Origin of the sequence: Bartonella krasnovii, assembly GCF_003606345.3 — a bacterium.
In the GTDB taxonomy this organism is placed as follows: domain Bacteria; phylum Pseudomonadota; class Alphaproteobacteria; order Rhizobiales; family Rhizobiaceae; genus Bartonella; species Bartonella krasnovii.
Genome location: NZ_CP031844.2, coordinates 717,797 through 738,843, shown reverse-complemented (window position 1 = coordinate 738,843; position 21,047 = coordinate 717,797). Strand labels below are relative to the sequence as shown.

The window sequence follows — 21,047 nt, the reverse complement described above, 5'->3', positions numbered from 1 at the left end:
AAAAGATACTCAATTTTTATCACGAAAATGATTGACAATAGGATAACGACGATCGCGTCCAAAATTCTTGTAACTGATTTTTACACCGGGTGCAGATTGTCGCCTTTTATATTCAGCACCATAAAGAAGCTGTTCAATTTTCTCAACAGTTTCTCGTACATGCCCACGTTGAATAACATCACAAATACTCATGTCATTTTCTACAAGAGATTGCAAAATATCATCTAGAATAGGATAAGGAGGAAGAGAATCTTCATCTTTTTGATTTTCCCGCAATTCTGCAGAAGGCGCTTTTTCTATAATATTGGGTGGAATGACAATTCCTTCTGGTCCCTTAAAATGATGCAAGTGATTTTTATTGCGCCACTCAGATAATGCATAAACCTGCATTTTATAAATATCTTTGAGAGGATTAAATCCGCCATTCATATCACCATAGAGTGTTGCATATCCCACAGCCATTTCTGACTTATTGCCTGTTGTCACCACCATTGAGCCCAATTTATTTGAAAAAGCCATTAAAAGTGTACCGCGTATACGACTTTGAAGATTTTCTTCTGTAACATCAGAGGGGAAGCCTAAAAAAAGAGGCGATACTATATTCAAAAAAGCCTCAACAGCTTGCTCAATTGGTATGATTTCATAGTGACATCCCAAAAGATTAGCACATTCTTTGGCATCGTTTAATGATTCTTGCGAAGTATAATGATAGGGCATCATAAGGGTGCGAACCTTCTCAGCACCAAGAGCGTCCACTGCCATTGCTGTACAAAGAGCTGAATCAATTCCTCCTGAAAGACCAAGAATAACATCCTTAAAACCGTTTTTATTGACGTAATCTTTCAAGCCCAAAACACAAGCTTGATAATCAGCGGCTAATCCATTGAGAAGATTTTCATTAGGCCCTGAAACACAGTGCCACCCGCTCGTTTTTCGTTGCCAATGGCTCAAAGCAAGATGGCTGTCAAAGTGTTTCATTTGAAACACTTTTTTACCTTGTCCATTCAAAGCAAAAGATCCCCCATCAAAAACCAGCTCATCTTGACCACCAACCTGATTAGCATAGATAATTGGCACTCCAGATTGAAGTGCTTGCGTATGAACAACGTCTATACGTTTCAAGGTTTTATTACGATAGTAGGGAGATCCATTAAGAACCAGAATAATTTCAGCACCTTTATCTTTAAGCTCTGTACTAAGAGAGAAATCATTCCAAATATCTTCACAAATCACTATTCCTAATTTTATCCCATGATAAACAATAGGCTCAGGACGTGGTCCGGGAGAAAATAGACGCTTTTCATCAAACTCAGCATAATTAGGTAAATCAAACTTAAAGCTTTCAGCAATAACTCGCCCTTCATCAAGAAGCATAACACCGTTGTAAATATTGCTATTACGTCTTAATGGAAGACCAATAATAATTCCTGGTCCGCCTACAGTTATTTTTGCTAATTTTTCAACAGCCTCTTCACATGTTTTTGTAAAAGCAGGCTTTAAAACAAGATCTTCCGGCGGATAAGCACTTATAAAAAGCTCTGTGAATAGAACAAGATCAGCCCCTTCTTCTTTAGCCTTTTGATGTGCCATGACGGCTAAAGAAAAATTTCCTTCAATATCACCTACAGTAGGATTTAATTGGGCAACTGCTACCCGAAAGTCATCTTTCATAAGTCTTTATATCGCTTTATCAGTTTGGCAACCACAACTTTATTCTTCACCATCAGAAATATTATTTTTTTAAATTCTTTTCGTTCATAACGATCTAAAATAAAAAATGTCAGACAAATTTTTACCTACCTACCAGCAGCAAGTGCTAACGGGTCAATTGCACGATTTTTTTTAAGGAGTTCAGCAACAAGAAAAGCTAATTCTAATGCTTGATCTGCATTTAATCGTGGATCACATTGCGTATGATAACGATCAGATAAATCATCTACAGAAATAGCATGCGCCCCACCCGTACATTCCGTTACATCACGACCTGTCATCTCAATATGAATGCCACCTGGATAGGTTCCCTCTGCACGATGTACTGCAAAAAAAATCTCTACTTCTTTTAAAACATAATCAAAGGGACGTGTCTTATAACCATTGGCCGTAATTGTATTACCATGCATTGGATCGCATGACCATATCACCTCACGCTTCTCACGCTCAACGGCACGGATGAGTTTAGGCAGATAACTCTCAACCTTATCATAACCAAAGCGCGTAATAAGAGTAAGCCGCCCCGGTTCATTTTCAGGATTTAAAATATCAATTAATTTTAAAAGCTCATCAGATTCCATGGAAGGACCACACTTTAATCCTATAGGATTTTTAATACCGCGACAATATTCAACGTGAGCATGATCAATTTGACGTGTACGGTCACCAATCCATAACATGTGGCCAGATGTTGCGTACCAATTTCCTGAAGTTGAATCAATCCGAGTCAAAGCCTCTTCATAACCAAGCAAAAGCGCTTCATGACTGGTATAAAAAGATGTTTCACGCAATGAAGAATGCGTTTTGGATGTAATCCCTATGGAACGCATAAAATCAATTGCTTCAGAAATACGCTCTGCCAATAATTCATAACGTTCCCCCTGCGGACTGTTAGAAACGAAACTCAACATCCATGTGTGAACATTTTCTAAATTAGCATAGCCCCCTTGTGAAAAAGCACGCAACAGGTTAAGTGTTGCCGCAGATTGGCGATAAGCCATAGACATCCGTTGCGGATCTGGAATACGAGAATTAGCGTCAAACTCAATGCCATTGATAATATCCCCCCGATAAACAGGAAATTCAATGCCTTCTCTTCTTTCAATATCAGAAGAGCGGGGTTTTGCAAACTGACCAGCAATACGACCAATTTTAACAACGGGTTTAGAATTCCCAAAGGTTAAAACAATCGCCATTTGCAAAAATACACGAAAAAAATCACGGATATTATCAGCTTCATGTTCTGCAAAGCTTTCAGCACAATCACCACCTTGCAATAAAAAAGCCCTGCCTTTCGCAACAGCAGCTAGTTCATTTTTTAAATCACGTGCTTCACCGGCAAAAACCAAAGGAGGATATCTTCTCAGCCTTCGTTCGACATCTTCTAACATAGACTTATCCGGATAAGTCGGAACTTGTTTAATTGGCCTTTTCCTCCAAGAGTCAGGCGCCCACTCTTGTATCATTACACTCTCTCTAAAAAATTACGCTTCCAGCTTAGCATATTAAAAACTTTTCACCACACTATGGAGGTTGTTTAACTTTCTATTTTCTTCCCATTTTCATATATATAACTTGGTTTATACATGGTTACCAACTCTTCTGCCATCGTTGGATGCACCGCCATCGTTTCATCAAAAATATCCTTCGTCAGCTTTCCCTTGAGAGATATTCCTATAAGTTGTGCCATCTCACCAGCATTTTCTCCTAAAATGTGAGCGCCTACAACAATACGACTTTCACCATCAACAATGAGCTTCATAAACATCTTCTCTGAACTACCGGAAAGAACATTACGCATAGGACGAAAAACTGTACGATAAATTTCAAGACGCTTATAACGCTGTATCGCCTCTTCTTCTAAAAGACCTACCGTTCCAATCTCAGGCTGTGAAAAAACGGCTGTTGCAATTAAATCATAATTAGGTTTTGTGGGAATATTTTCAAATGCTGTCTTAACAAAACACATTGCATCATGTATCGCAACAGGTGTTAATTGAATATGACCCGTTACATCCCCTACAGCCCAAATATGGGGGATATTTGTCGTCATTTTCTCATCAACAATAACACCGCCAGACGCATTAACTTCTATACCAGCCCTTTCAAGTCCTAAACCCACTGTATTGGGCATACGCCCCGTGGCTAACATAACTTGATCCGTATTGATCGTTTGCCCATTTGATAAAAGGACATTATAACTATTTTCTGCCGCCTGCACTTTAGAAACTGTCACTTTATAGAGAATAGAAATCCCTTTTTCAATCATTGCATCACTGAGCAATTGCCGCAAATCGTGATCAAAATTACGAAGAATTAAATCACCACGATGAAGGAGTGTCGTCTTTACACCTAACCCATGAAGAATATTAGCAAATTCAACAGCAATATATCCTCCACCAACAATGACTATTGATTTTGGGAGTTCATCAAGATCAAAAATCTCATTAGAAGTCAGGCAAAAATCGGCGCCTTCTATCGTCATATTTGGTGCAACTTTTGCCCCCGTTGCAATCAAAATTTTTTCAGCAGTTACCCGCTCACCCGTAGTAGAAAGTTCTAATGTGTGATCATCAATAAAAGTAGCACGACTTTCGTAAATATGCACATTATTATTTTCTAACCCCTGACGATATAGCCCTTCTAATCTTGATATTTCTTTATTTTTAGCCGCAACCAACTTTTCCCAGCTAAAAACTGGATCCGCATATTTCCATCCAAAACCAGTACTTTTCTTAAATTCTTTTGCATATTGTGAAGCATAAACATAAAGCTTTTTGGGAACACAACCACGAATAACACAAGTTCCCCCTACACGATATTCTTCTGCTATAGCGACACGCTTACCAAGACCTCCAGCAAGCCTTGCTGCACGCACCCCACCAGAACCACTACCAATAACAAATAAATCAAAATCAAAAGAGCCCACAAACTATTCCTTCTCATATATTTACAACGATAGGCTAAGGTCATTTATTATTAAATGAAAGTATTTTTTCTTTTAAAAAAATATTTTTCTATAAAGTAATAGTCTAAAAGAATAGACTCTTAATAAAACATTAAAACGGCGAAAAGAATCGCCGCTTTTTAAAATAAGAAATCTCTGATTGCTGTCATGATATCAATCAAGTTATTTTTTATTTTCTGGAGCTTCTGACTTTATAGGCATTGTAGAATTATTTAAGTTAAGTGTTTCAGACATTTCTTTTTTCACATTTTCTACAAGATCCTGCATAAGAGCAGAACGCCATACATCAAATGCAGAATAGGAATCACGTGCAATATTAGGAACTTCTGTCAAAAACTTTTTACCGGTATCAGAATTATAAAATGCTGTGATTGCATCAAGCTCTTTTTGCGTAAAATATTTTGCATACACATGAGCAATCTCTTTTTCTAGATCAGAGCGCCTTTTAATTAAAGCAAGCGCCTGCTTATCAACGATATCAGAAATAGCTGTTGCCAAATTCGGATCATCACTGATCAGTTCATTTTTGAAATCATGGACTGCATTTGGTAAAAAACTATCAAATTGATCCGTTGCATGGATGGCCCTAATCGCCTTTCGAGCTGAATCTAAATGTTGATCACTCACACCCTGTGCACAAACCATTCCTATATTCACAAAAAAAACAGCAATTGCACCAAAATATACGAAAAAACGCTGAAAAGAAAATATTATTCTCATTGAATGATTACCCTAATCGCTAATTATAATTTAAATTTATTATTATACCCAATTTTTTTATTGTGCTAACATATTTTTTATTGTGCTAACATATCACCATGTAAATGTCTTTTCTAAAAATCAAATGGTTCTAAAATTTTTATTCGACCATCAGCCATAGCGACAATTGCACGTGAAGCCAACCCCAAAAAAAGACCATGCTCAACAACACCAGGAATGGAAAGAAGAGCATCCGATAATAATTGGGGTTGCAAAATGCATCCCCAAAACGCATCAAGAATAAAATGACCACCATCTGTTTTAAAAGGATTCTTTCCATTCATTCGCAATGCAATTTCTCCAGAAAGTCCTAAATCATCAGCGACTTTTTCGATGGCTTTGCGTGTTGTATGGATACCAAATGGATTTACTTCAATCGGTAGTGCAAAAGCACCAAGGCTTTTGACCACCTTTGTTTCATCAGCAATGACAAGCATTGTACGAGATGCCGATGCGACAATTTTTTCATACAACAACGCTCCCCCTCCCCCTTTAATGAGCATCATCTCTGGGCCAATTTCATCTGCTCCATCAATATCAAGATCCAGTTCAGGTATTTGTTCTAAAGTGCGAACAGGCACTCCAAACTTATGACAGAGTTGTTCAGAATATCGTGAGGTCGCAACACCGGTCACACATAAACCATCCGCAACACGCTCACCAAGAAGACGAATAAATTCATTAACAGTTGAACCAGATCCGATACCAAGCCGCATACCATCTTCAATAAATTCAAGCGCTTTAATAGCTGCCCTTTTTTTTAACTGCTGAACATCCATGAATGACTTTACCTTTTATCCGCAAACAACATTTATCACCACTATTACTACCAATAACAATGATAATAAAAGGAAGCCTCTTTACTCAATCTATCTAAATTTAACCAACATCTTTTTCTTGAAGTGATGTTACTCATTATAGAAATATATGATAAGAATAAAATAAGATAATCAACAATTATCTTTTTTATTTCTTCGAGAAAATTTAGGGGCTTTTCCTTATTCACAATAAAATTGATAAGCTGATCAATTAAAAAACGCAAAAATGTATCAGAAATATCTTCTATTGTTTTTTGTTTTGTTAATTGTCCAGATATGAAAAAATGCGCAAATTATATATTTTTTTGTGAATACTTTCTGTGCATATTCCACGGTCTATAAACCCCTAGAGAAGACCAAATAATATCTCCACCTTTAGTCATCATAACGCTTCCTCTTAATAACAATTGCTGGGGAGTAAATATTATTTTTGCCTTCTTATGACATGTTGGATTATGCATTATGAATGTCTGAATAAGAATATCTGCCTCTATACAGTGATCTATTCTTTCACGTAAAACGATAACTTTTAATCCATTCTCTAATAAGGATGTACATACATAATGATCACAAATAAATTGTCCGTGAAATGAAGGACCATACTTTGTTGGTTTAATCGTTTCATTCAAACGAAATGACTTTTTCCAGATAGTGGTCGTGAACTTAGAATGATGATAACGATCAATATATAATTTTTTATCATGGATAACACCCACGAGACGCATATTATCTGCTATAATCAATTGCACAGGTGAATGCATTATACAAATAGAAATACCAGCCAAGATAAAAAGACTAAAAAAGAGCCTGATAGGTGTTTTGCAAAAAGTTAATCCAACCAAGCCTATACTCAATAAAACTAATGAAGACAACGGCATAAAACCAGGATTCAAATCAGGAGAAATAGTTTTGATAGCGTGTGCAATCTTTATCACAAGATCAACACCAAACCCCATAATTTGAAGAGGAAGCCATTCGAATCCTCCTAACATTGCAAGAACTGCGATTAATCCAAAAGGGATGACCAAAATTGAGATGATAGGTAAAGCAAAAGCATTACTGATAATGCTTAAAGATGCCATATTAGAAAAATGATAAGCAGCATAAATTCCACTTGCACTCCCTGCTACAAACGAAGACGCACATGTTGAAAATATTGATAAAAAAGCGAAATTTATCACTCTTTCTCCAACATAAGAGGAGATTGTTTTTCTTGTACGAAAAAGTGACCTTCTGCTCCACCAATCAAAAAAAGCAATCAAAGCAGCCGTCGCAGAAAAAGACATTTGAAAGCTAGGGCCTAATATTTCATGGGGTCTAATCGCGAGAGTTATCAACCCTGCAATAGAAAAATTACGCATTGTTATAGCAGAGCGATTACATAATATAGCAACCAACATAACAGCAATCATCACAAAACTTCTTTGTGCTGATATTGCTAAACCCGACAAGAATAAATAAAAAGCCGTTATCATAAATGCAACGATAGCAGCAAATTTTTTATTGGAATAATAGGAAGAAAAAACTGGAAAAAATGATAAAAAACTACGGATGCTCAAAAGAACTAGGCCGCTCAACAAAGCCATATGTAAACCTGATATAGATAAAATGTGCGCTAATCCAGCCGTACGCAGTGCCTCGTTTGTCTCATTTGAAATACCAGCACGCTGTCCTGTTATGAGAGCTACCGCAACACTTCCCTTTTCTCCTTCAAGGGCTAGACGGATTCTTTGTGTCATCTTCATGCGTAAATTTTCAATTTTCTGTAGAATGATAGCGAATATTCCATCAGGCGGCGAAACGGATATTTTTATTGGTTTTCCTAAATAAATGCCTTGCGCCCCAATCCCTTTAAAGTAATTATGAAAACTAAAATCGTAGCCTCCTGGACGCACAGCCCCAGAGAATGCACGAATCTTAACTCTCCCATACAGGCCATCACCAATTGCTAATCCAGATGGCAAATATCTTGCTGATACACGAACACGATGAAGACTATGGTGTAATATGGGCTTTTCTGTACTCAAAACATCCAAAACTAAGCGAAATCCCCTTTTGGGAACTGACTCAACGGAAATAATTCTTCCCGTCAATGTGGTGACAACGTCACTGCTTAACATAGGTGTTGCAATACGCCACGTTTCTATTTTTGCCGCCAAAACCCCCAATGCAAAACAAAACAAAAGTCCCGTAGGAATCCATATTTTTCGGTAAAAGTGTGCAATATAGAATATTCCCCCAAAGATGCTAATCAATACCCCCAATTGTCTCCAACTTGGCTCCAGTTCTAAATGAAAATAAAAAATGATTCCTAAAGAAAAAAAGACTAAAATCAGTGAAAAAAGAATACCAAAAGAAACTTCTTTTTCGATACAATCCGCTAACCATTTTCTAATAACAATGATTGCTTTCTTTAAGAGCGTCAATAAAAGAGGTTTTTGTTGCTTATAACTGCCATTCTTTGCATCATTACAGCTAGAAAAAACACCCTGCCCTATTTGATATGCGTTTTTTCTTTCTATAACAGATTTTGCGGATAAACCCTCTTTAATTTTACTTTGATTAAACATCCGCTCCCCACTTTAACTCGCAATGCGGCTATTGCACACCCCGTCACCTATGCTAACATAACCTTTCTATAAAGTTCCATAAGTAATATCTCAATTTAAAGGAAAATATTCGTGTCTGTTATTACTCGTTTTGCCCCCTCTCCCACAGGATTCCTTCATATTGGTGGTGCTCGTACTGCTCTTTTTAATTGGCTTTATGCAAAACATACCGGTGGAAAAATGCTTCTACGCATTGAAGATACAGATCGAGAACGCTCAACAGAAGCTGCTGTAAAAGCCATTATAGATGGCTTGCACTGGATGGGACTTAGTTATGATGGTCCCCCTATTTCTCAATTCGAACGTGCAGAACGTCACCGCCAAGTCGCTGAACAATTGGTCAAAAATGGCAAAGCGTATTATTGTTATGCCTCACCTGAAGAGTTAGCTGAAATGCGAGAAAAAGCCCGTGCAGAAGGACGCCCCCCTCGTTATGACGGACGTTGGCGTAACCGGGATGCTTCTGAAGCGCCTCAAGGTGTCAAACCTGTTATTCGCATCAAAGCCCCTGAGGAGGGAGAAACAGTTGTCCACGACCGTGTTCAAGGTGATGTTCATTTTCCTAATAAAGATTTAGATGACTTTATTATCTTGCGCTCTGATGGTTCGCCTACCTATATGCATGCTGTTGTCGTTGATGATCACGATATGGGTGTTACACATATCATACGGGGTGATGATCATCTAACCAATGCAGCCCGACAAACGATCATCTTTAAAGCTATGGGATGGGATATTCCTGTTATGGCTCATATTCCTCTTATTCATGGTGAAAATGGTGCAAAATTATCAAAGCGGCATGGTGCGCTGGGCGTTGATGCTTATAAAACAATGGGATATCTTCCTGCTGCTTTACGCAATTATCTTGTCCGTTTAGGATGGAGCCATGGCGATGACGAACTCATGTCACTTAAAGATATGATTTCTTGGTTTGATATTGAAGATATTAACAAAGGTGCTGCTCGTTTTGATCTCAGAAAGCTCGATTCCATCAACGGACACTATATGCGCATGAGCAATGATCAAGAACTTTTTGATGCCGCTCTTGATATTCTACCAGAAACCGATGGGGGAACACAAATCATTGAAAGACTTGATGAACAACGTCGTGTTCAATTTTTCAAAGCAATCCCACATTTGAAAGAGCGTTCAAAAACACTGCGTGAACTGATTGACAATGCCTCCTTTATTTTTACGCAGAGACCATTACAGCTTAACGAAAAAGCACAAATACTTTTAGATAAAAATGGACGAACCATTTTAAATGATCTTTATCTTGCCCTAAAAGCTTGCCCTTCTTGGGATACAAAAGCCCTCGATGAAATTCTTCGCTCTTATATCCAAACACAGAATCTCAAATTTGGATCTATCGCCCAACCTCTTCGTGCAGCTCTTACAGGCTGTACCACATCGCCAGGTGTTTTGGATGTTCTTATTTTACTGGGACGCGATGAATCTCTTCATCGCATTAATGACCAACTTACCACAACAATAGGTTCATGATGTATACTAGGTATATCCCCTCAAATGAGTATCTATGTAGATACTTCAATGTAATCTAAAAAGAGTTTTTTTATCTTATATCATTGAAATACAGTTTTTATTGAGTAATAATGATCAATAAGAAAATATTTTAGAGGCAATCTACCCTCAATACAAGTAAGAAAAGCTTCAGTTATTATATATCTCACACTCTCATGAAGCAGAGTCTTAATTTTTAGAAGAGAAGGATCTGAAAGGAATACCGAATGTCTGAGAATAACGCACATATTATTGTGAACGATAAAAAAGTAGAGCTTCCCCTGCGTAAAGGCACGAGTGGACCCGAGGTCATCGAAATCGCTTCTCTCTACAAAAAAACCAATATTTTTACCTATGATCCTGGTTTTACTTCAACAGCTTCTTGTGAATCAAAAATTACTTATATTGATGGCGATAAAGGGATATTGCTTTATCGTGGATATCCTATAGATCAATTAGCTGAAAAAGGAGACTTTCTCGAAAGTTGTTATCTTCTCCTTTATGGGGAACTCCCAACACAGCAAGAAAAAAACGACTTTGATCGATGTATCATGCAGCATACAATGGTCCACGAACAATTTTCACGCTTTTTCCACGGCTTTCGTCGTGACTCTCATCCCATGGCTGTCATGGTTGCCTGCCTTGGCGCTATGTCGGCTTTCTATCATGACTCTATTGATATTACAGATCCTCACCAGAGAATGATTGCTTCTGTTCGTCTTATCTCAAAAGTTCCAACACTTGCTGCTATGGCTTATAAATATAGTATTGGACAAGCATTTGTTTATCCACGCAATGATCTTAATTATGCTGAAAATTTCCTCCGTATGTGCTTTGCTGTTCCTTGTGAAGAATATAAAACAAACCCTGTACTTGCTCGGGCGATGGATCAAATCTTTATCCTTCATGCCGATCATGAACAAAATGCTTCTACATCTACGGTACGTCTTGCTGGGTCATCAGGTGCAAATCCGTTTGCCTGTATTGCAGCAGGTGTTGCATGCCTTTGGGGACCAGCACATGGTGGTGCCAATGAAGCATGCCTAAAAATGCTACAGGAAATAGGTTCTATTAAAAGAATTCCTGAATTTATTGCACGTGCAAAAGATAAAAATGATCCTTTTCGCCTTATGGGCTTTGGTCACCGCGTCTATAAAAATTATGACCCACGTGCAAAAATCATGCAAAAAACCTGTCATGAAGTTTTAAAAGAGCTCAATATTCAAGATGATCCGCTTCTTGATATTGCAATAGAACTGGAAAAAATTGCCTTAAATGATGAATATTTTATTGAGAAAAAGCTTTATCCTAATGTTGATTTTTATTCCGGTATTACATTAAAAGCTTTAGGTTTTCCAACCGAAATGTTTACTGTTCTTTTTGCATTAGCACGCAGTGTCGGGTGGGTCGCACAGTGGAAAGAAATGATTGAAGATCCTGCACAAAAAATTGGTCGTCCTCGACAACTTTATACAGGTTATGCTATGCGTGATTATGTTCCTATAGATAAACGTGTTAATTAAAGAAAGAAATCAATAAAGCTTCAGTAAACTGAAGCTTTATTATAAATGAGTAAAAACATCCTTTAAAGTTTTTTACAACGATGATTAATTGATTTTAAATGAAACTATTATAATGCATCCCATCATTAACAATAGCTTTCCTTCTTTCCTGTATTTTTCCTCCCATACTTGTTGATACGAATAAATCATTTTTTTGACTGTGATCCAGTATAATAATAGTAACAAAATGAGGACAGATAAATTTTTACATTGCTCCTAAAGAGCTTACAGATTATAAGGGGGGGCATGGTTTCATATTTTTCAGCTTATTGAATAGGAGAACATTATGAAGTTATTAATAAGAGCTCTTATAATAAGCGCAACACTCTTTACCCTACCAGCTAATTCTCAAACTTTAAAAATTGCAAGTGATGCTTCTTATCCCCCTTTTAGTTATATTGACTCAAATAATGAGCTTAAAGGGTTTGATATTGATATATCTTATGCTCTTTGTGAAAAAATGAATATTGAATGTACCATTGTCACGCAAGAGTTCGAGGGGATGATTCCTGGTCTTCTGGCAAAAAAATACGATGCGATTATTTCTTCCCTTTCTCCTACAAAAGAACGCTTGCAAAAAGTTGATTTTACAGATCCTTACTACAACACGGTACTGGCAGTTATTGTTACCAAGGATTCAGAAATTAAAGAAATCTCGGCACAAGCCTTTAGAGGTAAAAATCTTGGTGTACAATCGAATACAACACAATCTGCTTATGTAGAAGACCACTATGCTTCTGAAGGCGTGAATATCAAACTTTACCCTTCTACAATAGAAGTGAATCGTGATCTTTTAAGCCATCGGCTTGATATCATCATTTTTGATAAAGTAAAGGCCTTAAATTGGCTTGAAAATGAAGGAAAGGATTGCTGTAAGCTTCTAGGAACTTTAGAAGAAACAAAATTTCCTATCGCAATTGCAATCCGTCAAAATAATAATGATCTTAAAAATAGCTTTAATAAAGCAATACAAGAAATTCGTGCTGATGGAACCTATGAAAAAATTATGAAAAGATATTTTACATTCGATCTCAATTAAATATCACGATGGATTAAAATTAATCTCTTTAAGGAAAGTTTTTAGCTCTTTGTTAAACATGCAAGTATAATTAAAAATTCAGTGTTTTGAAAGGTTTTGATTTATCAAAGATAATAATTTCTAATTGTTTCTTGATCGTTGAATGTTTATGGAATTCAATGATAACAATAAGATTTTATTTTTATCTTATTAGAATCTAATTTTTTTATGTTAAAATTGAATAGTCTTATTTTAAAAGAACAATCTCTAATCTTTGCTCCTGAGATGATTTAAATTGATCATTTCAGGAAAGTTAAGCTATCATACAAGCAATAAGATATTTATTCTTCTTTCAATCAATAAAAAAGATAATTTTTGGGTAATAATGTCTAGTATCATAATCTAAAATAAATACCGATAAATTTTTGCGTTGCTCTAGAAAAGCTTACAGATTATAAAAACGTGACAAATTCATATTTTTTCGCTTATCCAATAGGAGAATATCATGAAACTATTAGCAGGAGCTCTTATAATAAGCGCTGCGCTATTTACCCCATTGGCTGAGGCGAAAACATTAAAAATCGCCAGTGAAGGCACTTATCCTCCCTTTAGTTATATTGACTCAAATAATGAGCTTAAAGGGTTTGATATTGATATATCTTATGCCCTTTGTAAAAAAATGAATGTTAAATGTACCATTGTCACGCAAGATTTTGAGGGAATGATCCCTGGACTTATTGCAAAAAAATATGATGCTATTGTTGCTTCTCTTTCTCATACACAAGAGCGTTTACAAAAAATTGACTTCACAGATCCTTACTACAATACAGAACTGGCTATCATTGTTACCAAAGCTTCAGGAATTAAAGACATTTCTACACAAAGCTTTAGAGGCAGAAATCTTGGTGTGCAATCGAATACAACACAAGCTATTTATGCGGAAGATCATTATGCCTCTGAAGAGGTAAAAATCAAACTTTACCCTTCTACAATAGAAGTGAATCGTGACCTTTTAAATCATCGACTTGATCTGATTATTGTTGATAAATTACAAGCATTAAATTGGCTTAAAAATGAAGGAAAAGATTGCTGTCTCCTCCTAGGAACTCTGGAAGAAACTAAATTTCCTGTTGCAATTGCACTGCGTCAAAACGATAATGATCTTAAAAATAAGTTCAATAAAGCAATAAAAGAAATCCGTTTGGATGGAACTTATGAGAAAATTATGAGAAAATATTTTACAAATGATGTTTATTAAATATCACTATGATATTTAAATAAAATCTACTGTTTACTTCTAAAAAGTTATCTAACTCTTTCATGAGGAACGCGAAAATGATTGAAAATTTAGCATTGCTATCATTTAGCAGTGGTGGATGGGGAACGGTTATACTTTCTAGCGCAGGAATGACATTGTCATTGGCGTTATGTTGCGGCTTTCTAGGACTTCCTCTAGGACTTCTAAATGCAGTGATGATTCGGTCCAATATTAAGATGGCTAAAGCTATAGCACGTCTCTTTTCAACGGTATTTCGTGGGCTACCAGAGCTTTTAACCTTGTTTTTAGTGTACTACGGATTACAAAGCCTTATTCAAAATATCTTTGACTATTTTAATCTTGAAGTCATGTTCAGTATCAATGCTTTTGTTGCTGGTGTTCTTGCACTGAGTATGGTTCTTGCCGCTTTTTCTTGTGAAGTTTGGCTTGGAGCATTCAACATTTTTGATAAAGGGCAATATGAAGCTTCTAAAGCTTTAGGGCTTTCACGCTCAACCACATTCTTTCGTATTGTCTTCCCTCAGCTCATACGAAATGCCTTGCCAGGACTTTCTAATAATTGGCTTACTTTATTGAAAGATACATCCCTCGTTTCAACCATCGCGCTTGTTGATCTCATGCGACAAACGAATTTAGCTGTCGCTGCGACCAATAAACCCATGCTATTTTATCTTGTAGCATGCTTACTCTATTTATTATTTTCAGCCTTTTTCGGCGCAATCTTACGCCATTTGGAAACATACACTCAAATAGGCTATAAAAAGGTACCAAGTCAATGATTCCAGAGTGGCTTTATTTCCTTTTTAATCCTGATCTTTTAAGCCGTTATGGGCCCAAGTTTATTGATGGCTTGATTGTTACTGTCGAGCTTGTTTTTATCTCTTGTTCTCTTGGTTTTTTTCTTGGTATGCTTATCGCTTTTGCACGTTTATCAAAGAATAGGTTTTTACAATATTTTGCAAATGCTTATGTCTATTTTTTCCGCGGCTCTCCTTTGTTAGCCCAACTCTTCCTTTTTTATTATGGGCTTGGTTCAATGAACACTTTTTGGCAACAAGTCGGTCTATGGTGGTTTTTTCAAAACGCGTGGTATTGTTGTCTTTTTATTTTTACACTCAATTCTTCTGCCTATCAATCTGAGATCTTTAAAGGAAGTTTTCTATCTGTAACCACTGGACAACGTGAAGCATCAAAAGCTTTAGGTCTGAGCAATTCTGTCACATTTTTTAGAGTTATTCTTCCACAAGCAATGATTGTAGCATTACGTCCCTTAGGAAATGAGTTGATTTTAATGATTAAATCGAGTGCCATTGCCTCACTGGTTACTGTTTATGATTTAATGGGGATTGCTAAACTCACTTATTCACGTACATTTGATTTTCAAGTTTACGTTTGGGCCACACTTATCTATCTTTTTATTGTTGAACTCATTCATCGTTTTATTGTTTTTATTGAACATCATCTCACGCGATATTTACGGTAAAATAAAATGATCATAAAAAACTTTACCAAACTAAAATGTTGAATTAATCAATTTATTCATCAATGAAAGAATAAAACAAAATGAATTTAAAAAATAATCAATCAATCTCCCCCAATCAGAATCCTGTGATCTCTATTCGAAATCTCAATAAATGGTATGGAAACTTTCATGTCTTACAGGATATCAACTTTGATGTTCAAGCTGGTGAACATATTGTTATCTGCGGGCCATCCGGATCAGGAAAATCAACATTAATTCGTTGTATTAATCAATTAGAACAAGCACAAAAAGGTTCAATCTGTATTCATAACGTTGATATCAATACTGCTCCTATACAACAGCAAAAAAATGTTCTGCGAAAAATAGGAATGGTTTTTCAGAACTTTAATTTATTTCCCCACATGAGCGTTATACAAAATTGTATTTTAGCCCCTATGACAGTTCAAGGACTTTCTAAACAACAAGCAAAAGAACGAGCAATTCGTTACTTAACGCATGTCGGTATTGAAAAACACTGTGAAAAATATCCTTTACAACTTTCTGGTGGACAACAACAGCGTGTTGCAATTGCTCGTGCGCTTTGTATGGAACCTGAAGTCATGCTTTTTGATGAACCTACTTCTGCTCTTGATCCAGAAAGTGTGGGAGAAGTTTTGGAAGTGATCGCTCAATTGGCCGATACTGGAATTACAATGCTTTGTGTTACCCATGAAATGAGCTTCGCAAAAAAAGTCTCAGAAAGAATACTCTTTCTAGAAAATGGAAAAATTGTTGAAGATACAGCCTCTGATAAATTCTTTACCAACCCTAAAAGCCAACGTGCTTGTGATTTTCTTGCTAAAATTAAACATTAATCATCAAGATATTACTTTATTTATACAATTTTACCTTTACTCTTTAAAAGAGTGATAATTTTTTGCGCGCCTACAATTCCTGATGGGATTTCAGTGTTCATTTTCTGTTCTACCACTTCAAAAGCATCGAGTTGAGCCTGGCGCAATAAAGGATTAGATAAAAGTTGTTCTACCTGTCTTGCTAACATGCCAGGACGTATCAATTCATTCAAATATTCTGGAATAATAGGCTTATCAGCAATAATATTTGGAAGAGCAGCACTCCATAACATCATTTTAGGAAAAATAAATAATTTAGAAAAATAATCAAGTTTATAGCAAAGGACCGTAGGAATTTTTGCTAAAGCTAATTCAAGAGAAACTGTTCCATGGGCTGCAAGAGCAACATCTGCTTGTGCAAAAGCATGCCATTTTTCATCTTCACCAACAACAATTTCTACTTTTCTTTTCCAGTCCTGCACAAAATTACGGATTCTATCCACTAAGTGGGGTAAAGTTGGTAAAATAATCTGTAAATGAGGGATACGTTGTACGAGAATCTCCACTGTTTCTTGAAAAATAGGCATTAAAGAACGAATCTCTAAATTGCGTGATCCAGGCAAAATAACCAATGTAGGCGATGATGTTTGTTGACCACACAAATTCCTTTGTTCTACTTGGCGTTTTTTTTCTGACTGAACTCTCAAAAGAGGAGGATATGTCAAAAGACGATGTCCAACATAGGTGGTAGCAGGACCTCCCAAATCCTGCATAACCTTTTCTTCAAAAGGAAAAACCGCTAAAACATGATCAACAAATCCCCGCATAGCTTTTGCACGCTCTGGCCTCCATGCCCAAACGGTTGGTGCAATATATTTAATAATTGGAATAGAAGGCGCTAAAGCACGTACCTTTTTTGCAACACGATGCGTAAAATCAGGATTATCAATGATAATTAAGCAATCAGGTTGTTCTTGTACAATAAATTTGGATAAATTACGAATATGGAGCAGCAGCAGCGGTAATTTTTTCAATACCTCCTTTAAACCTATTAAAGCAATATCCTGAGAATCAAAAAAGCTTTTTAAACCTAATGCCTTTAAATGCCTTCCCCCAACACCTATCAAATGAATATTGCATCCTATTTGTTGTGATAAACAAGAAATTAAATCTGCTCCGAGAAAATCGCCAGATTCCTCACCTGCAACAATAGCAACTTTTAAGAAACAATCATTCATGATCAAACTTTTCAAAGGTTTCTATAAATAAAGAATGTTTGTTGGCTTTTTCTATTGTTGTTTTCATCGATAATATGAGACTTCTATTTGCCTCCACCGCAATACCAGATAAACCACTCTTTGCAATATTCATTATTGTCGCAGGCCCAATTGATGGCAAATCAACGCGATTATCCTGTTGTGGCTTTGCACATTTTACAAGAACACCACCTTGAGGAGGAATTTGCCCTCTTTCTCGCATTTCACAAACACGCCATAACATATTATCGGTTCCCTCAGCGCCTTCCAGAGCAACCACCCTTCCTTGAATAACGACAACGGCTTGTCCAATATCCAATTGACCTAAAAGCTTTGCTGCTTTTGCTGCTAAAAAAATATCTTTCTTTTCTTTCTGTGTAGCACGCCGTACTGTTAAATTAAATTCTATGGGTGCTAAAATATCTGGAACTATCTCGTGGGCACCGATAACACAAAAACCATGCGCTTCAATAACTCGTATAAAAGCTTTTAATAACGCATCATCCCCCCTCCTCAAAGCCCCAATTAACTTAGGAAGAGCTAAAAATGTTGTCCAGTCCAATCGCAATTGTGTAAGAAGTGGTCGCTTTTTCACACCACCTGCTAAAACAACATTATAAACTCCAGCTTCTTTTAAGATTTTAACGAGTCGCGCTAACTCTACAATTGATAGCTCGCAGTGCTCATAGCGATAAAGAACAGAATCTGCCTCACCATGCAAAAGCACAAGAAAGGGATTCTCTCCATTCTTCTCAAGAGCCTGCGCAACTGTTATCGGTAGAACACCACTTCCTGCTATAATAGCAGTACGGCCGGAAAGAAAATTTCTGGCACTCCAAATAGGCATTTTTAATCCTTATGTTCTTTTATTCTATCACCTTCAAATTTTGGTGTACAATAAAAACGCTTTCCTTCTTCCTTAATAAAATTAACAACGTCAGCAACCGACTGAGAAGAAGAATAGAAAGAAGCAACATCATTAACACGCTCTTTAAAGGGCTTGCTATGATCAAAAAGCATTGCAACCGCATGACGGAGTGCGTGAATATCTTGACGCTCAAGCCCTGCACGCTTCATACCAATAATATTGAGCCCGGCAAGTTTTGCCTGCACACCAACAGCTGTTCCATAAGGAATCAGATCACCCACTAGTGCAGATACACCGCCAATAAATGCATGATGCCCAACACGAACAAATTGGTGAACAGCAGCACCACCACCGATAATCACATAATCACCAACAGTAACATGACCAGCAATCATTGCATTATTAGCAAATGTTACATGATTACCCACACGACAATCATGAGCGATATGTGCATAACAAAAAAATTGACAATTATCACCAACAACTGTCATTCCCACGCTCGAATCGGAGCCTCTATGCATTGTGACACCTTCACGAATTGTACAATTCTTACCGATAGAAAGGGTCGTAGCTCCCCCTTTATGTTTATTATTTTGCGGCTCTTCTCCCAAAACTGCATGAGAAAATACTTTACTCTTGGCTCCTAACGTTGTCTTTCCCATTATTACAACATGACTTGTCAAACTACACTCATCACCAATAACAGCCTCTGAACTAATATGGCAAAATGGTCCAACGCGTACATTCTCACCAAGCTGTGCTCCCTTCTCCACAAGAGCAGTTGGATGGATTTTCGTACCGGACATTATTAATTTCCCATCAAATATCGTTTATTTTTCTTCAACAATCATCGCAGCAATTTCTGCTTCAGCGACGCGGACATCTTCTACTTTTGCAACACATGAAAAACGCCTCATACCAGATCTCTTTTTCAAAAGCTGAACATGAATTTTAAGCTGATCACCAGGCATAACAGGTTTACGAAATTTCGCATTATCAACCGTCATAAGGTAAACTAAATTTGTTTGCTGATTGCCTAAATTTAAAAGTGCTATTGCTCCAGCCGTTTGTGCCATAGCTTCTAAAATCAAAACTCCAGGCATAACAGGTTTTGCAGGAAAATGTCCCGTAAAATGCGGTTCGTTAATCGTTATATTTTTAATACCAACTGCTTCTTGTTCACCATCAATATCAACGATACGATCGATCAATAAAAATGGATAACGATGCGGCAATATTGATAGCAGTTTTTCAATATCAACAGCCTCTAAATTTCTAGTTCTTTCAGTGCTGATCATCTCAGCTTTTCTCCTTTTTAACTTTTCCCATACTGCGCAACGTCGCTACTTCACGAAACCATTGTTTAAATGGTCGTGCTGGGCTCCCTCCCCATTTTTCACCATCCGGAATATCATTCATAACGCCACTACGAGCAGCAATCTGAACACATTTACCTATTGTGATATGATCCGCTACTCCAACCCCTCCGCCAAGCTGAGACATATCCCCTATCGATGTACTCCCCGCAATTCCACATTGAGCGGCAATAAGGCAATAACGACCAATTTTTACATTGTGGGCAATTTGTACAAGATTATCAATCTTGCTTCCTTCTCCAATAACAGTATCTTGAAATGTTCCTCGATCAACCGTAGTATTTGCACCAATTTCCACACCATCCTCAATAATAACGCGACCAAGTTGTGGAATTTTCTCGATTCCAGATTTTCCCCCAACATAACCAAAACCATCTTGCCCAATAGAAACCCCAGGATAAAGCTGAACCCTATCCCCTATTAAGGAACATTGAACAGTTACTTTAGGAGCAATATAGCAATCACATCCAATACGGCAATTTTCACCAATAACAGCTGTGGATGAAATGAGAGTTCCTGCACCGACCTCAACATTTCTGCCGATAACAGCTCCCGCTTCAATACACACATCATCGGCAAACTTAGCCGTTGGATGAATATGCGCATGTGGTGAAATCCCTTTTTGTCCTAACCAAGGCATTGGCTTGACAGAATCAGGAAACAAAATACGACCAACCTGAGCAAAATCACGCTGCGGTGTAGATGTCACCAAAATTGCCATTGTGTCAGGAACTTTAAAAACAATATCATTCGTACAAAAAACAGCAACAGCAGAACTATCTCGTAGAGCATCAGAAAATTTCCGATGCTCCACAAAAATAAGAGAGCCTTCCCCAGCACTCTCAAGCGAAGAAAGAGTATTAATAACTTTATGAGAAAACTCTGGATTAAGAAGCTTTGCACCCGTCAACTCAGCAACATTTGCAACTGTCAATTGCCGGGACGGCGTAAAAAAAAATGTATCCGCCATCAAAAAACTTTCTCTCC

General features: G+C 37.1%; 18 protein-coding genes. 7 read left to right on the top strand and 11 right to left on the bottom strand.

The genetic code is table 11. The annotated features are described in order from the left end of the window. Positions 1–9: 9 nt before the first annotated feature. The 6 genes from D1092_RS03015 to D1092_RS02990 form a co-directional block, all read right to left on the bottom strand. Positions 10–1,671, bottom strand: coding sequence for an NAD+ synthase (locus tag D1092_RS03015; RefSeq protein WP_120122125.1), 1,662 nt, complete (start codon positions 1,669–1,671; stop codon positions 10–12). Between the two features lie 125 nt (positions 1,672–1,796). Further along, entirely contained in the window at positions 1,797–3,176 is a 1,380-nt protein-coding gene (locus D1092_RS03010; protein WP_120122124.1) for a class II 3-deoxy-7-phosphoheptulonate synthase, read from the bottom strand. 71 nt (positions 3,177–3,247) lie between these two features. Beyond that, the gene (gene gor / locus D1092_RS03005; RefSeq protein ID WP_120122123.1) at positions 3,248–4,639 is read right to left on the bottom strand and encodes a glutathione-disulfide reductase; all 1,392 of its coding nucleotides are present in this window, start codon (positions 4,637–4,639) and stop codon (positions 3,248–3,250) included. Positions 4,640–4,840: 201 nt separating this feature from the next. Beyond that, positions 4,841–5,398 (bottom strand): DUF2059 domain-containing protein, encoded by a 558-nt coding sequence (locus D1092_RS03000; RefSeq protein ID WP_120122122.1) that lies wholly within the window; start codon positions 5,396–5,398, stop codon positions 4,841–4,843. Between the two features lie 113 nt (positions 5,399–5,511). Next, positions 5,512–6,216 carry a ribose-5-phosphate isomerase RpiA gene (gene rpiA / locus D1092_RS02995; RefSeq protein WP_120122121.1) on the bottom strand — a complete coding sequence of 235 codons (705 nt, stop codon included), beginning with the start codon at positions 6,214–6,216 and terminating at the stop codon, positions 5,512–5,514. A gap of 332 nt (positions 6,217–6,548) precedes the next feature. Further along, positions 6,549–8,825 (bottom strand): ComEC/Rec2 family competence protein, encoded by a 2,277-nt coding sequence (locus D1092_RS02990; protein WP_120122120.1) that lies wholly within the window; start codon positions 8,823–8,825, stop codon positions 6,549–6,551. Between the two features lie 111 nt (positions 8,826–8,936). On the opposite strand from D1092_RS02990, the gene gltX reads away from it, so the two are divergent. The 7 genes from gltX (at position 8,937) to D1092_RS02955 (ending at position 16,581) form a co-directional block, all read left to right on the top strand. Continuing rightward, positions 8,937–10,367: a glutamate--tRNA ligase gene (gene gltX, locus D1092_RS02985; protein WP_120122119.1), complete on the top strand. Its 1,431-nt coding sequence runs from the start codon at positions 8,937–8,939 to the stop codon at positions 10,365–10,367. A 245-nt stretch (positions 10,368–10,612) separates the two neighbouring features. Continuing rightward, complete coding sequence (gene gltA / locus D1092_RS02980) at positions 10,613–11,908, top strand: citrate synthase (protein ID WP_120122118.1); 1,296 nt, start codon at positions 10,613–10,615, stop codon at positions 11,906–11,908. A 325-nt stretch (positions 11,909–12,233) separates the two neighbouring features. Further along, the gene (locus tag D1092_RS02975; RefSeq protein WP_120122117.1) at positions 12,234–12,986 is read left to right on the top strand and encodes a transporter substrate-binding domain-containing protein; all 753 of its coding nucleotides are present in this window, start codon (positions 12,234–12,236) and stop codon (positions 12,984–12,986) included. A 484-nt stretch (positions 12,987–13,470) separates the two neighbouring features. Beyond that, on the top strand, positions 13,471–14,223 hold the full coding sequence (locus D1092_RS02970; protein WP_120122116.1) for a transporter substrate-binding domain-containing protein: 753 nt from the start codon (positions 13,471–13,473) through the stop codon (positions 14,221–14,223). A gap of 77 nt (positions 14,224–14,300) precedes the next feature. Next, positions 14,301–15,023: an ABC transporter permease gene (locus D1092_RS02965; protein WP_120122115.1), complete on the top strand. Its 723-nt coding sequence runs from the start codon at positions 14,301–14,303 to the stop codon at positions 15,021–15,023. After that, positions 15,020–15,727: an ABC transporter permease gene (locus tag D1092_RS02960; protein ID WP_120122114.1), complete on the top strand. Its 708-nt coding sequence runs from the start codon at positions 15,020–15,022 to the stop codon at positions 15,725–15,727. The genes D1092_RS02965 and D1092_RS02960 overlap by 4 nt, the downstream gene beginning before the upstream one ends. An 80-nt stretch (positions 15,728–15,807) precedes the next feature. Next, positions 15,808–16,581: an amino acid ABC transporter ATP-binding protein gene (locus D1092_RS02955; RefSeq protein ID WP_120122113.1), complete on the top strand. Its 774-nt coding sequence runs from the start codon at positions 15,808–15,810 to the stop codon at positions 16,579–16,581. Between the two features lie 20 nt (positions 16,582–16,601). Here D1092_RS02955 and lpxB read toward each other — a convergent pair whose 3' ends face one another. From lpxB to lpxD, 5 genes are read right to left on the bottom strand one after another with little or no spacing between them, the layout of a single operon-like run. After that, a complete protein-coding gene (gene lpxB / locus D1092_RS02950; protein WP_120122112.1) occupies positions 16,602–17,798 on the bottom strand; it encodes a lipid-A-disaccharide synthase in 1,197 nt (398 codons plus the stop codon). Continuing rightward, on the bottom strand, positions 17,791–18,663 hold the full coding sequence (locus tag D1092_RS02945) for an LpxI family protein (protein ID WP_120122111.1): 873 nt from the start codon (positions 18,661–18,663) through the stop codon (positions 17,791–17,793). The genes lpxB and D1092_RS02945 overlap by 8 nt, the downstream gene beginning before the upstream one ends. 2 nt (positions 18,664–18,665) lie before the next feature. Continuing rightward, on the bottom strand, positions 18,666–19,490 hold the full coding sequence (lpxA, locus tag D1092_RS02940) for an acyl-ACP--UDP-N-acetylglucosamine O-acyltransferase (protein WP_120122110.1): 825 nt from the start codon (positions 19,488–19,490) through the stop codon (positions 18,666–18,668). 24 nt (positions 19,491–19,514) lie between these two features. After that, entirely contained in the window at positions 19,515–19,982 is a 468-nt protein-coding gene (gene fabZ / locus D1092_RS02935) for a 3-hydroxyacyl-ACP dehydratase FabZ (RefSeq protein WP_120122109.1), read from the bottom strand. Position 19,983: 1 nt separating this feature from the next. Beyond that, positions 19,984–21,030, bottom strand: coding sequence for a UDP-3-O-(3-hydroxymyristoyl)glucosamine N-acyltransferase (gene lpxD / locus D1092_RS02930; protein WP_120122108.1), 1,047 nt, complete (start codon positions 21,028–21,030; stop codon positions 19,984–19,986). Positions 21,031–21,047 lie beyond the last annotated feature (17 nt).

Coding starts and splice junctions, on each gene's coding strand:
- D1092_RS02955 (WP_120122113.1), top strand. CDS start 15,808: ATGAATTTAAAAAATAATCAATCAATCTCCCCCAATCAGAATCCTGTG.
- lpxA (WP_120122110.1), bottom strand. CDS start 19,490: ATGTCCGGTACGAAAATCCATCCAACTGCTCTTGTGGAGAAGGGAGCA.
- lpxB (WP_120122112.1), bottom strand. CDS start 17,798: ATGAATGATTGTTTCTTAAAAGTTGCTATTGTTGCAGGTGAGGAATCT.
- D1092_RS02945 (WP_120122111.1), bottom strand. CDS start 18,663: ATGCCTATTTGGAGTGCCAGAAATTTTCTTTCCGGCCGTACTGCTATT.
- gltA (WP_120122118.1), top strand. CDS start 10,613: ATGTCTGAGAATAACGCACATATTATTGTGAACGATAAAAAAGTAGAG.
- fabZ (WP_120122109.1), bottom strand. CDS start 19,982: ATGATCAGCACTGAAAGAACTAGAAATTTAGAGGCTGTTGATATTGAA.
- lpxD (WP_120122108.1), bottom strand. CDS start 21,030: ATGGCGGATACATTTTTTTTTACGCCGTCCCGGCAATTGACAGTTGCA.
- D1092_RS02990 (WP_120122120.1), bottom strand. CDS start 8,825: ATGTTTAATCAAAGTAAAATTAAAGAGGGTTTATCCGCAAAATCTGTT.
- D1092_RS02970 (WP_120122116.1), top strand. CDS start 13,471: ATGAAACTATTAGCAGGAGCTCTTATAATAAGCGCTGCGCTATTTACC.
- D1092_RS02960 (WP_120122114.1), top strand. CDS start 15,020: ATGATTCCAGAGTGGCTTTATTTCCTTTTTAATCCTGATCTTTTAAGC.
- D1092_RS02975 (WP_120122117.1), top strand. CDS start 12,234: ATGAAGTTATTAATAAGAGCTCTTATAATAAGCGCAACACTCTTTACC.
- D1092_RS03000 (WP_120122122.1), bottom strand. CDS start 5,398: ATGAGAATAATATTTTCTTTTCAGCGTTTTTTCGTATATTTTGGTGCA.
- D1092_RS03015 (WP_120122125.1), bottom strand. CDS start 1,671: ATGAAAGATGACTTTCGGGTAGCAGTTGCCCAATTAAATCCTACTGTA.
- D1092_RS03010 (WP_120122124.1), bottom strand. CDS start 3,176: ATGATACAAGAGTGGGCGCCTGACTCTTGGAGGAAAAGGCCAATTAAA.
- D1092_RS02965 (WP_120122115.1), top strand. CDS start 14,301: ATGATTGAAAATTTAGCATTGCTATCATTTAGCAGTGGTGGATGGGGA.
- rpiA (WP_120122121.1), bottom strand. CDS start 6,216: ATGGATGTTCAGCAGTTAAAAAAAAGGGCAGCTATTAAAGCGCTTGAA.